Source organism: Sulfitobacter dubius (assembly GCF_900113435.1).
In the GTDB taxonomy this organism is placed as follows: Bacteria; Pseudomonadota; Alphaproteobacteria; order Rhodobacterales; family Rhodobacteraceae; genus Sulfitobacter; species Sulfitobacter dubius.
Genome location: NZ_FOPG01000002.1, coordinates 752,374 through 764,818, shown reverse-complemented (window position 1 = coordinate 764,818; position 12,445 = coordinate 752,374). Strand labels below are relative to the sequence as shown.

The window sequence follows — 12,445 nt, the reverse complement described above, 5'->3', positions numbered from 1 at the left end:
ACTACAAAGTAGCCGAAAGCCGTCCAAACAGTGAAGCTGACACTCTATCATCGGCCGAAGCCTAAGAGCGCGATATACAGACGTTGATCCATCGAATGAACCAAACCGCCCACATATCTCTTCAGATATCAAATTTTCAAACAGCGTTGAGACAAAAGAAACTGAGATGCGCCCTATAACCTTGGCGCGCCCCGCCTCTATTACCTCGAATTTTTACCCACCTTCCGAACCGAACCTAGCGTCGCCGCTCCCGTCCGCCCCGTCTGGCGCCCCGCCGCCGCATCTCTGCGCCGCCGGTAGAGGGGGTTCTAAGGCGAGTGACAGAAACCCGCAACCCCTTTTTCTGGGTTTTGTGTAGTTTTTGTGAAAACCAAGAATAGTCCAATCTATACAACAACTTAGGAAAATCTGACCCCCGGAGAAATTCACGCCACTAACCTCCAAACAATAAGGCGATGTTAACGCCACCAGTTATCCACAGGCCATGGCGCTTTGTGCGACGAATCCGAGGCAGGAATCGGTGGGCTCCCGCGGCTCCGAGTTATCCAGCCTGCGAAAATCGTCGGAAGATGCGCCTATGGGGCAAACGGTAGATCAATAGGGCTAGGATCAGACCAGCGTAGACCAAGGGCTCTAACTGAAAACCCTTAGCGAGCCACAGGAAATGCAACCCAGCCAGAAGTGCCGCGACATAGGTAAGCCGATGAAGCTTGCGCCACCGCGCCCCTAGTTTGCGCAGCGACCAGTTGTTCGACGTGGCTGCTAAAGGGGCCAGACAAAGGAACCCCGCCATTCCGATGGTAATGTAGGGACGTTTGAGGATATCCGCCCAAACACGTGACAGCGCCTGCACATCAAGCACGGCCCAAACCATGAGGTGTGCAAGTGCATAGACAAAGGTCATGACACCGACGGCCCGGCGAAATCTCAGAAGATTAATGCCTGTGGTTCGACGTAGCGGGGTAATCGCCAAGCCGACGATCAACAGACGCAGCGCCCATAGGCCATAGACATGCTCAAGCGCCTTTACCGGATCGCGACCCAGCCCACCGTTAAGCCCTTGATAAAAGAACCACGGGATCGGCAGGGCCAGCAGAAGGTAGACGGACCAGACAGGAATACGCCGGGCAAGACCGTTCAGGCTGTCAATCAGACCGGCCATCACTCCGCCACCCTGCCCCGTTTAGCCCCTCCGCCGGGGCGCCGAAAATCGCTGTGCATATATATCGCTGTGCATATATAGTGTGTCACGCATCAGAAGTTCGCGGTTAGGTCCATACCTTTGTAGAGGCCTACGACTTCTTCTTCGTAGCCGTTGAACATCAGCGTCGGCTGCCGGCGCGCGAACAGCCCGCCACCGATGGGCCGTTCATCGGCTTGCGACCAGCGTGGATGGCTCACCTCGGGGTTCACATTACTATAGAAACCGTATTCGCGCGGCCCGGCTTTGTTCCAACTGGTGGGGGGCTGTTTGTCTGTCAGGGTGATCCGCACCACGGATTTGATCGACTTGAACCCGTATTTCCACGGCACCACCAAACGCAGTGGTGCGCCATTCTGATTAGGGATGTCACGGCCATAGATGCCGGTCGCCATGATCGTCAGCGGATGCATCGCTTCATCCAACCGCAGACCTTCGACATAAGGCCAGTCCAATACCGGGAATCGCAGGCCGGGCATTTCCTCGGGGCGGTAAGCGGTTTCAAAGGCGACGTATTTCGCACCGGATTGCACGCCCGCCATATTCAGTAGATCGGCAAGCTCAAAGCCGTTCCATGGCACCACCATTGACCATGCCTCGACACAGCGTAGACGGTAGATGCGCTCTTCGACGGTCATGGCCTTCATGATATCTTCGAATGCGTAGTCGCCCGGCTTATCGACCATCCCTTCGATCGACACCGTCCAAGGGGCGGTTGTCAGTGCATCGGCGTATTTCGCAGGGTCGCCCTTGTCGGTCCCGAACTCATAGTAATTGTTGTATTGGGTGATATCTTCGTAATCGTTCGGGGTTAGCCCCTCTTGGGCCATCGCCCCCTGCCCCAACCCAGCAAGGCCCAGCCCTGCCGCCGCACCGCCGATAATCTGCCGTCGGTTCAGATAGATCGCCTCGTCGGTAACGTCCCGATCCGTAAGTTGGTTAATCCAGCGATTGGCCATTTCTGCGCTCCCTACTATAGTTAATGGAAGCTAGCGCCTGCCGCAGACTGTACCAAATCCTTTCGTCAGGATTTCAGCCAGCACACCGGAATGTCAGGTGCCGTTATCCAAAGGAGTGCCGCCATGGTTCGTTTCATACTCGCAGTCGCCTTGATGGCCAGCGCAGCCCACGCCGACGAGATGGTCACCTATACCATCGACCAAAGCTTCGGGGATGTGACCTTTGGGGTAGAGAACGCCATTCTTAACCAAGGGCTGGTGCCTGAGAATGTCAGCCATGTCGGTGAAATGCTCGACCGCACCGGTGCGGATGTTGGCTCTGACGTGAAGGTGTTTGAAGCAGCCGATGTGTTCAGCTTCTGCTCGGCATCGCTGTCACGCAAGGTGATGGAGGCCGATCCGATGAATGTGGGCTTCTGCCCCTACGATATCTTTGTCATGCAACTTCCTGAAAGTGACGAGGTGACAATTGGCTACCGCGCTTTCCCCGAAGGGCCCATGCAAGAGGTGCAAAGCTTGTTGGACACAATCGTGAAGGAAGCAATCGGCGAGTGATCTCACGTGATCGAAGCATCCTTCGATTGAGAACTTAAAAGGGCCGGAGCTATCCCCGGCCCATTTCTATTATCGTCTAACGCTCAGTGTACCGTGGCATCATCCGGCTTAGGACGGTTCGAGGCAGCGATCTGATCGCCAATGATCAACCCATCGGCACCGGCGCGAACGGTGACGGTATCGCCGTCCTTCACATCCCCGGCCAGCAGCATCTCTGCCAGCGGATCCTGCACGGTGCGCTGGATCACCCGCTTGAGTGGCCGCGCGCCGAAGACCGGATCATAGCCCTCATCCGCCAGCCATTTCCGTGCAGCATCATCCAGATCAAGCGTGATCTTCCGCCCGGCCAGCCGCTTGAGCAGCCGTGCCATCTGGATCGTGACGATGCCGTCCATATCCGCACGGCCCAGACGGTCAAAGATGATCGTCTCATCCAGACGGTTTAGGAATTCAGGCCGGAAATGCGCCCGCACTGCGTCCATCACGTCACGTTTGGCCTGCGCCATGTCACCGCCATCCGGCAATTGGCTGAGCGCCTGCGCGCCAAGGTTCGAGGTTAGGATGATCAGCGTTTGCTTGAAATCGACCGTGCGGCCCTGACCATCGGTCAGCACACCATCGTCAAGCACCTGCAACAGCACGTTGAAGACATCCGGATGCGCCTTTTCGACCTCGTCAAAGAGCACAACCTGATAAGGACGCCGCCGCACCGCTTCGGTCAGCACACCGCCCTCATCATAACCGACGTAACCCGGAGGGGCACCGATCAGACGGGCCACCGAGTGTTTCTCCATGAACTCCGACATGTCGATGCGTACCATCGCATTGTCGTCGTCAAAGAGGAACTCGGCCACGGCCTTGGTCAGCTCGGTCTTGCCCACACCGGTCGGCCCGAGGAAGAGGAAGCTGCCCAACGGGCGATTCTCATCGTTCAGCCCAGCACGCGCACGGCGCACGGCATTGGCAACCGCCTTCACGGCAGCATTCTGACCGATCACCCGGTCGTGCAACTGGTCTTCCATGCGCAGCAGCTTGTCGCGCTCACCCTCAAGCATCTTGCCCGCCGGGATGCCCGTCCAACGTTCGACCACGCTGGCAATCTGATCTGGGCGCACGGCCTCTTCGACCATCATATCGTCCTCACGGCCCTCGGCGGCCTCAAGGTCGCGCTCCAACTGCGGGATCACGCCATAAGATAGCTCGCCCGCACGCGCGAGGTTACCTTCCCGTTTCGCGATGTCGAGCTCGGCCCGCGCATGGTCGAGCTTCTCCTTGATGTCACGCGCCCCGGCCAGCTTGTCGCGTTCGGCCTGCCACTGCGCCGTCATCTCGGCGCTGCGGTCTTGCAGATCGCTCAAGTCTTTCTGCAAAGTCTCCAGCCGATCCTTGGACGCGGTATCATCTTCTTTCTTCAGCGCTTCGGCCTCGATCTGAAGTTGCAGAATCTGACGGTCCAGCGCGTCCAGCTCTTCGGGCTTGCTGTCGACTTCCATCCGCAGACGGCTCGCGGCCTCGTCCATCAGGTCGATCGCCTTGTCGGGCAGGAAACGGTCGGTGATGTAGCGATGGCTCAGCGTCGCCGCCGCGACCAGCGCGGTGTCGGAAATGCGCACGCCGTGGTGCAACTCATACTTCTCTTTGATGCCACGCAGGATCGAAACAGTGTCTTCCACCGTCGGCTCCTGAACCATCACCGGCTGGAAGCGCCGCGCAAGCGCTGCATCTTTCTCGACATACTTGCGATACTCGTCGAGCGTCGTGGCCCCAACGCAGTGCAAATCGCCCCGCGCCAACGCAGGTTTCAACAGGTTCGACGCATCCATCGCGCCATCGGCTTTACCGGCACCGACCAGCGTGTGCATCTCGTCGATGAAGAGGATCACCTCGCCCGCAGCCTCGGTGACTTCAGTCAGAACGGCCTTAAGCCGCTCTTCGAACTCACCACGATACTTCGCGCCAGCGATCAGCGCCCCCATGTCGAGCGCGAGCAGACGTTTGTTGCGCAGGGATTCAGGCACGTCACCATGTACGATGCGCAGCGCCAAGCCTTCGGCGATGGCGGTCTTGCCGACGCCCGGCTCACCGATCAGCACCGGGTTGTTCTTGGTCCTACGGCTGAGCACCTGCATCGCGCGGCGGATTTCTTCATCCCGACCAATGATGGGGTCGATTTTGCCCTCTTCGGCCCGCGCGGTCAGGTCGAGGCTGTATTTCTCCAAAGCCTCATAGCTGTCCTCCGCCGTCGCGCTGTCGGCTTTGCGGCCCTTGCGCACGTCATTGACGGCGGCGTTCAGCCCTTGGGCCGTTACCTTACCAGCTTCCAATGCAGCTTTCGCACCGGATTTCACCAAGCAGAGCGCAGTCAGAATGCGTTCGACAGTGACGAAACTATCGCCCGCTTTCTTGGCCATGGTTTCGGCCTCGGCCAAGACCTTGGCCGTGGTGCCGTCCAGATAGACTTGCCCCGCATCGCCGGTGACTTTCGGGATTTTGCCAAGCGCGAGGTCAAGCGCCTGCATCACGCGCGCACCATCGCCGCCTGATGCCGCGATCAGGTTGCGCGCCAGCCCCTGGTCATCGTCCAGCAGTGCTTTGAGTACATGTTCAGGGGCCAGCCGCTGATGGCTTTCCCGTGTTGCAATGGTCTGCGCCGCTTGAATGAAGCCGCGCGATCTTTCCGTGAACTTGCTCAAGTCCATGGGTCTCTCCTTTTCTACAAGCGCCCTAAAATGCTGCGCCCGACAAGTGGCACGCAGCGGTCTGAGCCTCGATATCAATTTGGGAAGTGGGCCCGCCGGTTCAAGACCGTTAGGCCGCAAATTACTGCTTAGTGAGAGGCAAATAACAGGTGGAACTCAACCAATAAGGCAAAAATACGGCAAATTCGCGTCAAAAAAATACAACCCTATACCCTTGAATTAAAGGCATTGTTAACTTTTATCCACAGAAGCTGTAACCATAATGAAACCATTTGACTGCCTCTCGCGTTTACCCACCAGACGAGAGCAGGACTGCAAGACCTGCCAAGGTTCAGAAGAACGCAAGAGGTGAAACGATGCAGACGCGCCCTACCCAGTTGACAGATGTCACATATAATGCGGCCACTCAGTGTTTCGAAGCGCTAGTGACTGTTCAAGACGGTGAACAGATGCGCCGCTATGCCTGCGCCATTGAGGCGCCGATCACCATGTCATTCCGCGATGCCGCTGACGGCCTCTCCCGCCAAGCACTTCGCCGCCACGCCCAGAAGCGTGGCATGAGTTCCGAAGTATTGCGCCACGTCCCCGCTCAGCGGGCCGGACGCCGCAGCTTTGATCCGCTGCGTTGGCTAGAAGAGGTCATGCACCTCCCCGGTCGTGACGCAGCCTGACCCTCTTCCGCGCGGCACCTGCCTGCCGCGCGGCAGCCCGCGGACCTGCCGCCACCTCACTGTCCCGAGTTGGCGATCCGCATACCAGAGACCAGTGCCTGCCTGCTAAGTCTCTGAACACTTGGCCCGGACCCGCGATGCGGTGTTCGGGCCTCTTTTTTGCCTGCTACCCTCATGAATGATGGACTTGCCCCGCGCCGCGGCGTAGGTCAAAGCCGTTCGAAAATTGGCAGGAGCCCTCACATGTCTGATGACCGTCTGATCGTCGCCCTTGATGTTCCCCACGCGGTCGCGGGGATGGAATTGGCCCAGACCCTGGGAGAGGCCGTGGGCTTTTATAAAATCGGCCTTGGCATGCTGACGGGTGGCGGGCTGGCACTGGCCAACGAGCTCAAACAGGAACATGGCAAGCGCATCTTCCTTGATATGAAACTTTTCGATATCGGCGCCACGGTCGAAGCTGCAGTGCGTGGACTGGCACAGTTCGATTTAGATTTTTTGACGGTCCACGGCGACCCGCATGTGGTGGCGGCTGCTAAACAGGGTGCGGCAGGCACCGATATGAAGATCCTCGCCGTTACGATCCTGACCTCGCTAGACCGCGCCGACCTTGACGCGGCCCTGATCCAATCGGGCGATCTGAAAGATTTGGTACTGACCCGCGCAGGCCGCGCATTGGATGCCGGGGCCGATGGTGTCATCGCCTCACCCCAAGAAGCTGCCGCGATCCGCGCGTTGCCCGAAGCGATGGGCAAGCTTATCGTCACTCCCGGCGTACGTCCTCAAGGTGCTGCTCTGGGCGATCAAAAACGTGTTGCGACACCGGGACAGGCCATCTCAGATGGCGCCGATCACATCGTTGTGGGCCGTCCAATCTGGCAGGCCAAAGACCCAGCCGCTGCCGCCCGTGAAGTGTTGCGGGAAATTTCCAAGCATTAACAAAGCGCTTCCCGACCTCTGTAGCAAATCGACCACAGGGCGGCGGGATGCACGTGCCACACAGCCATCATCGTTAGGCCTGATCGCCCCGACATGTTATGTTGAACTCAGGTGATACTCCCCGACGAACTGGTTCTTCCTGATGTTCGTCACCTCCCCCCGCTCACACAAGCGGGGGGCCTTTATTCCCCTCAAATAGCTTTAATTTTGTCGGCACCCGACTGCCCCAGATAGACCCGAAGCCTGTCCTGAAATGCGGGCACGGCTCGGGGGTGGTTCAAAAACTCTTCTTCCTCCATCAAACGCCAACGCTGTCCCTCGTTGCCAAATACGATCTCAGCCTCCGCATGCGCCGGTAGATGCGCGACGAAAAACCATTTGTTTAGCCCCGCCTCGTCAAAACTGCCCTGCCAGATCACCGCGTCCTCCGGCACAGCTATCCCCAACTCCTCGTGACATTCGCGCAGCGCACAGGCCAGCGGGGTCTCTTCTCCTTCACGCCCGCCGCCGGGCAAATCCCAATGATCGGCAAAAGGCAGCCCCGGCGTGTCATCGCGTAGGATCACGGCCAGCTTTCCACCAAGATAAAGCGCCAGCTTGGCCCCTTCAAAGCCCATGGTTAAACCTCCGCGATTTGTTTAGAGTTGTTGCCCGAACCCTGCCCTCTCGGTGTGTGCCTGGTTATTCTCTGTCGCGACTGTTTGAACGAAATCCCGCCTGCGCGGCGCTGTTCGCGCTGTGGCAGCCCGCGTGTGCTGTCACATCCCGAGCTTTTCGACTTGTCGATCGCCCATATGGATTGTGACGCCTTCTATGCCTCGGTTGAGAAACGCGACAATCCCGAACTGGCCGGCAAACCCGTTATCATCGGCGGCGGGCGGCGCGGCGTTGTGTCGACCGCCTGTTATGTGGCGCGCATCCGTGGGGTGCGTTCTGCAATGCCGATGTTTCAGGCGCTCAAGCTTTGCCCCGAAGCGGTGATCATCAAGCCCCGGATGGAGGCCTATGTCGAAGCCTCCCGCGCCATTCGCGCGATGATGGAAGAAATGACCCCGGCGATTGAGCCTCTGTCGCTCGATGAAGCCTTCCTCGACATGACCGGCACCGCGCGGCTACACGGCCAGCCACCCGCAATGATGCTGGCGCGGCTGGTGCGGCGGATGAAAATGGAACTGGGTCTGACCGGCTCTATCGGACTGAGCCATAATAAATTTCTAGCCAAAGTCGCCTCGGACCTCGACAAGCCGCATGGGTTTTCGGTGATTGGCGCAGGGGAAACGGCGGATTTTCTGCGCGACAAACCCGTCGGCATGATCTGGGGCGTTGGAGCGGCCACGCAAACCTCTTTGGAGAAGGCGGGCATCCGCAGCTTCTCCGATCTCCTGCGGTGGGAGCAAACCGATCTAATCGTCCGCTTTGGCAGCATGGGCGACCGGCTGTGGCACTTGGCGCGGGGCCAAGACAAACGCCGCGTATCGCGCCACCGTCCGGTAAAATCGATCAGCAATGAAACGACATTCTCTGACGATACAGGAAACGCCGAGATTCTTGACGGGCACATCTGGCGACTGGCGGAAAAGGTCGCGGACCGCGCCAAGGCCAAGGAGATGGCAGGCCGTGTGGTGACGTTAAAACTCAAACGCGCCGATCACTCTTTGCTATCGCGTCGCCTGTCGCTGCATGAACCGACGCAACTGGCCGACCGCATCTACCGCACGGCCCGCGCGCTATTTGATCAGGTCGAACATCGTAGCTCCTACCGTCTTATCGGCGTCGGCTTATCCGATCTCTCCGGAGCCGAGGGGGCGGATACGGGAGGCGATTTGCTCGACCCCGGCGCGGCGCAGCGCAGCAAGGCCGAGCGCGCCGCAGATAGCATCCGCAGCCGATTTGGCGAAAAAGCGATCCTAAAAGGGCGCGCCCTGCGCTGAGATTACTCCGCCGCCAGCGGCAGGCGTTCTTGTCCAATCTGGGCCACGTCGGCCACCACCCGTTGCAACGCTGCCTGCACCGCCTCGAATGCGCCATTAGGGCGAATCAAACGCTCATTCATATAAAGCGCCCGGTCGATCTCAACCTGCACCGCGTGCTGTCCGCGCGAGGGGCGGCCATAGGCTTGGGTGATGTAGGCCCCGGCAAAGGGCGAGTTGCGCGTCACGATGAAACCAGCATCCACAAATGCCGCTTCGATCCTGTCGACAACCTCCCCTCCAGCCGCCGCGCCGAAACGGTCACCTAGCACGACATCAGGCCGCCGCATGCCGCTGCGCGCCACGCCGTCCATCGCTTCGTGCGGCATGGAATGGCAATCAACCAGCACTGCCTGCCCGTGGCGACGATGCGCCCGCGTCAGGAGTTCCTGCAATTTGCTATGATAGGGCCGCCAGTAGCTATCGATTCGCAATTGCGCCTCTTCTTGCGAGAGCTTGCCGCGATAGATCGCGCGGCCATTGGCCACCACGCGAGGAATCACTCCCAATCCAGAAGTCACACGCGGGTTATGCCCCTGTCGCGGGATTCCTTCGATTACAGACGGGTCCAATTCTTCGGGCGCACGGTTGAGGTCGATATAGGCCCTCGGCGCCCCTGCTTTGATAAACGAAGCACCGTAGCGCGGCGCACAATCAAACAATTGATCGACAAACGCATCCTCAGAAGACCGGATTGCATGTTCATCCAAGATAGAACGCCGTAGGAACGAGGCCGCATAATCACGGCCCGAATGAGGGGACGCAAAGACCACGCAAGACAGGTTGCGGTCCGGATGCAGTACTTCGTAGGCGGTCATAGGCATAATAAATCCCTCTAAGTCGAACATAGCGTGTTTATTCCGCGCCAAAAGCCCTTGATCCCGCCGCCGACTCCTTTTATAGCACCCAAACGGCGCGAAATTTCGCGCCCCATTTTTTGTGTGGGGCCGATTTTGAAACGTCGTTAAGTGGGTGATTAGCTCAGCGGTAGAGCACTTCGTTGACATCGAAGGGGTCACTGGTTCGATCCCAGTATCGCCCACCATTTATTCATCGACCCGCCTTGGCGGGTTGCCCGCAACCCAGGCGCTGGCCCGCGCCACGACATGAGGAGACCACCTATGAAGGTTCGCAATTCGCTCCGCTCGCTCAAGAATCGGCATCGCGATTGCCGTGTTGTGCGTCGCAAAGGCCGCGTTTACGTCATCAACAAAACGCAGCGCCGGTTCAAAGCCCGCCAGGGCTGAGACTTGCAGCAATTCGATTTTAAAGGCCGCTCCTTCTGGGGCGGCCTTTTTCGTTGTGGTTAAGTGCTTGCAACCCCCGCCCAAAGCCCCACTTTCAAAGCAGACTTGAATAACAAGGAAGACCATCATGTCGGACACACCCGAATATACGCCCCCAAAGGTTTGGAAATGGGAATCAGAAAGCGGCGGCAAATTCGCCAGCACCAACCGGCCCATCGCCGGTGCTACCCATGACAAGGACCTCCCCATCGGCGACCATCCCTTTCAGCTTTATTCCCTCGCCACGCCCAATGGCGTCAAAGTCACGGTGATGTTCGAAGAACTGCTAGAGGCGGGCCATAAGGCGGCTGAATACGACGCTTGGCTGGTTGATATTTCCGAGGGCGATCAGTTCGGTTCGGGCTTTGTCGAGGTGAACCCCAATTCCAAAATTCCCGCGCTGATGGACCACTCTGGCGATGCGCCCCAGCGGGTCTTCGAATCGGGGGCGATCCTGCTCTATCTCGCTGAGAAGTTCGGCGCCTTCCTGCCCCAAGACCCCGCCCGCCGGACCGAGGCGTTGTCGTGGCTCTTTTGGCAGATGGGCAGCGCGCCTTACCTTGGCGGCGGTTTTGGCCATTTCTATGCCTATGCGCCCGAGAAGTTTGAATACCCCATCAACCGCTTCGCGATGGAGACCAAGCGTCAGCTTGATGTGATGGACAAACACTTGGCCGAGCATGAATATTTCGCCGACGAATACTCCATCGCCGATATTGCGATCTGGAGCTGGTATGGCCAGTTGGTACTCGGGCGGCTCTATTCCGCGGCAGAGTTCCTCGACGTGGCCTCTTATAAAAACGTCATGCGTTGGGCCGAGGCGATTGATGCGCGCCCCGCCGTGACCCGTGGCCGTATGGTCAACCGCGCCTTTGGCGATGACCTGTCGATGCAACTGCGTGAGCGTCACGATGCCAGCGATTTCGACACCAAGACCCAGGACAAAATCGGCAACAACTGACCGCGCCGCCCCCGACCCTCTCGGTCGGGGGCCATGATTCCAATTCTGATTGAATTGGTTGCAGGAATGCTCAAAATCTGTTTCTTACTGTTTCAGTCAAGTTATCCCAATGGAACAGGACCCTGATATGACCCTCTGCAAAACATCGACTGCTGCCGCCGCGCTGATGTCGCTGGCCCTTCCCGCGCTAGCCGATGGCGAGCTGAACCTCTATTCCTCGCGTCACTATGACACCGATGAGCGGCTCTACTCCGACTTCACCGAAGCAACCGGCATCACCATCAACCGCATCGAAGGCAAAGCCGACGAACTGCTGGCCCGTATGGAAGCCGAGGGCGCGAACTCCCCGGCGGATGTTCTGCTGACTGTCGATACAAGCCGCCTCAAGCGCGCGAAAGACATGGGCCTGCTGCAATCCATCGAGAGCGACACGCTCGAAGAGCGCATCCCCGGCAACCTGCAAGACGATGATAACCAGTGGTTTGGCCTGTCGCAGCGCGCGCGGATCATCTTTTTCAACAACGAAACGTTGGACAACCCGCCCGCAACCTACATGGACCTCGCCGATCCGGCCTACAAAGGTCAGGTCTGCATCCGGTCGTCCACCAACACCTATAACCAGACACTGCTGGCTTCGATCGTCACCCACGAAGGCGAAGAGGCCGCAACCGAATGGGCGCAGGGCGTGGTCGACAACATGGCGCGTGCACCTCAGGGCGGCGACACCGACCAGCTGCGCGGCATCGTGTCGGGTGAATGCGACATCGCTGTTTCCAACAGCTATTACTTCGCCCGTGCGATCCGCACCGACGTGGACGGCGTGAGCGATGAGATCGGCAAGATCGGCCTGATCTGGCCCGACCAAGAAGGCAACGGCGCGCATATGAACCTCTCTGGCGGTGGCGTAGCCAAGAACGCACCGAACCGCGAGAATGCGGTGAAGTTCCTTGAATATCTCGCCTCCGATCAGGCGCAGGTCTACTTCTCTGCGGGCAACGATGAGTTCCCAACCGTGGAAGGCGTCGAACTGGCCGATAGCGTGAAGCAATTGGGTGAGTTTAAAGCCGATGAAGTGAACCTGTCGGACGTGGCCGAAAATATCGGCACCGCGCAGAAAATCTTTAACACGGTTGGCTGGGAATAAACCCTACCAAAACCGGATTAGAGAGAGGCGGGTTTTCGAACCCGCCTTTTTTTGTAAGAC

12 protein-coding genes and 1 tRNA gene are annotated in these 12,445 nt (G+C 58.7%); 8 read left to right on the top strand and 5 right to left on the bottom strand.

All coding sequences use genetic code 11. The annotated features are described in order from the left end of the window. Window positions 1-541: 541 nt before the first annotated feature. On the bottom strand, window positions 542-1,162 hold the full coding sequence (gene msrQ / locus BM229_RS12435; RefSeq protein ID WP_208604073.1) for a protein-methionine-sulfoxide reductase heme-binding subunit MsrQ: 621 nt from the start codon (window positions 1,160-1,162) through the stop codon (window positions 542-544). A 92-nt stretch (window positions 1,163-1,254) separates the two neighbouring features. Next, on the bottom strand, window positions 1,255-2,160 hold the full coding sequence (gene msrP / locus BM229_RS12430; protein ID WP_093927928.1) for a protein-methionine-sulfoxide reductase catalytic subunit MsrP: 906 nt from the start codon (window positions 2,158-2,160) through the stop codon (window positions 1,255-1,257). A 123-nt stretch (window positions 2,161-2,283) separates the two neighbouring features. Here msrP and BM229_RS12425 point away from each other — a divergent pair, with 123 nt between their 5' ends. Continuing rightward, window positions 2,284-2,715: a DUF302 domain-containing protein gene (locus tag BM229_RS12425; RefSeq protein WP_093927927.1), complete on the top strand. Its 432-nt coding sequence runs from the start codon at window positions 2,284-2,286 to the stop codon at window positions 2,713-2,715. Window positions 2,716-2,798: 83 nt separating this feature from the next. On the opposite strand, the gene clpB is transcribed toward BM229_RS12425, so the two are convergent. Next, the gene (gene clpB, locus BM229_RS12420; RefSeq protein ID WP_093927926.1) at window positions 2,799-5,414 is read right to left on the bottom strand and encodes an ATP-dependent chaperone ClpB; all 2,616 of its coding nucleotides are present in this window, start codon (window positions 5,412-5,414) and stop codon (window positions 2,799-2,801) included. 356 nt (window positions 5,415-5,770) lie between these two features. Here clpB and BM229_RS12415 point away from each other — a divergent pair, with 356 nt between their 5' ends. Then, window positions 5,771-6,085, top strand: a complete 315-nt coding sequence (locus BM229_RS12415; RefSeq protein WP_093927925.1) for an orotidine 5-phosphate decarboxylase — start codon at window positions 5,771-5,773, stop codon at window positions 6,083-6,085. 243 nt (window positions 6,086-6,328) lie between these two features. Beyond that, window positions 6,329-7,024 (top strand): orotidine-5'-phosphate decarboxylase, encoded by a 696-nt coding sequence (pyrF, locus tag BM229_RS12410; protein WP_093927924.1) that lies wholly within the window; start codon window positions 6,329-6,331, stop codon window positions 7,022-7,024. Between the two features lie 191 nt (window positions 7,025-7,215). Here pyrF and BM229_RS12405 read toward each other — a convergent pair whose 3' ends face one another. Further along, on the bottom strand, window positions 7,216-7,641 hold the full coding sequence (locus tag BM229_RS12405) for an NUDIX hydrolase (RefSeq protein WP_093927923.1): 426 nt from the start codon (window positions 7,639-7,641) through the stop codon (window positions 7,216-7,218). A gap of 60 nt (window positions 7,642-7,701) precedes the next feature. Here BM229_RS12405 and BM229_RS12400 point away from each other — a divergent pair, with 60 nt between their 5' ends. Continuing rightward, a complete protein-coding gene (locus tag BM229_RS12400) occupies window positions 7,702-8,955 on the top strand; it encodes a DNA polymerase IV (protein WP_093927987.1) in 1,254 nt (417 codons plus the stop codon). A gap of 2 nt (window positions 8,956-8,957) precedes the next feature. Here the strand turns inward: BM229_RS12400 and BM229_RS12395 are convergent, their stop codons facing one another. Then, entirely contained in the window at window positions 8,958-9,818 is an 861-nt protein-coding gene (locus BM229_RS12395) for an N-formylglutamate amidohydrolase (protein ID WP_093927922.1), read from the bottom strand. Between the two features lie 146 nt (window positions 9,819-9,964). Here BM229_RS12395 and BM229_RS12390 point away from each other — a divergent pair. From BM229_RS12390 to BM229_RS12375, 4 genes are all read left to right on the top strand, one after another. Next, window positions 9,965-10,039 (top strand) — tRNA-Val (locus BM229_RS12390). Window positions 10,040-10,115: 76 nt separating this feature from the next. Beyond that, window positions 10,116-10,241, top strand: a complete 126-nt coding sequence (gene ykgO / locus BM229_RS12385) for a type B 50S ribosomal protein L36 (RefSeq protein ID WP_005850168.1) — start codon at window positions 10,116-10,118, stop codon at window positions 10,239-10,241. Window positions 10,242-10,368: 127 nt separating this feature from the next. Continuing rightward, window positions 10,369-11,241: a glutathione-dependent disulfide-bond oxidoreductase gene (gene yghU, locus BM229_RS12380; RefSeq protein ID WP_093927921.1), complete on the top strand. Its 873-nt coding sequence runs from the start codon at window positions 10,369-10,371 to the stop codon at window positions 11,239-11,241. 127 nt (window positions 11,242-11,368) lie between these two features. Continuing rightward, entirely contained in the window at window positions 11,369-12,385 is a 1,017-nt protein-coding gene (locus BM229_RS12375; RefSeq protein WP_093927920.1) for a Fe(3+) ABC transporter substrate-binding protein, read from the top strand. Window positions 12,386-12,445: the final 60 nt, after the last annotated feature.

What these genes read in the sequence shown, in the direction of transcription:
- msrQ (WP_208604073.1), bottom strand. Translation starts at nt 1,162, where the DNA reads ATGGCCGGTCTGATTGACAGCCTGAACGGTCTTGCCCGGCGTATTCCT.
- msrP (WP_093927928.1), bottom strand. Translation starts at nt 2,160, where the DNA reads ATGGCCAATCGCTGGATTAACCAACTTACGGATCGGGACGTTACCGAC.
- BM229_RS12425 (WP_093927927.1), top strand. Translation starts at nt 2,284, where the DNA reads ATGGTTCGTTTCATACTCGCAGTCGCCTTGATGGCCAGCGCAGCCCAC.
- clpB (WP_093927926.1), bottom strand. Translation starts at nt 5,414, where the DNA reads ATGGACTTGAGCAAGTTCACGGAAAGATCGCGCGGCTTCATTCAAGCG.
- BM229_RS12415 (WP_093927925.1), top strand. Translation starts at nt 5,771, where the DNA reads ATGCAGACGCGCCCTACCCAGTTGACAGATGTCACATATAATGCGGCC.
- pyrF (WP_093927924.1), top strand. Translation starts at nt 6,329, where the DNA reads ATGTCTGATGACCGTCTGATCGTCGCCCTTGATGTTCCCCACGCGGTC.
- BM229_RS12405 (WP_093927923.1), bottom strand. Translation starts at nt 7,641, where the DNA reads ATGGGCTTTGAAGGGGCCAAGCTGGCGCTTTATCTTGGTGGAAAGCTG.
- BM229_RS12395 (WP_093927922.1), bottom strand. Translation starts at nt 9,818, where the DNA reads ATGCCTATGACCGCCTACGAAGTACTGCATCCGGACCGCAACCTGTCT.
- ykgO (WP_005850168.1), top strand. Translation starts at nt 10,116, where the DNA reads ATGAAGGTTCGCAATTCGCTCCGCTCGCTCAAGAATCGGCATCGCGAT.
- yghU (WP_093927921.1), top strand. Translation starts at nt 10,369, where the DNA reads ATGTCGGACACACCCGAATATACGCCCCCAAAGGTTTGGAAATGGGAA.
- BM229_RS12375 (WP_093927920.1), top strand. Translation starts at nt 11,369, where the DNA reads ATGACCCTCTGCAAAACATCGACTGCTGCCGCCGCGCTGATGTCGCTG.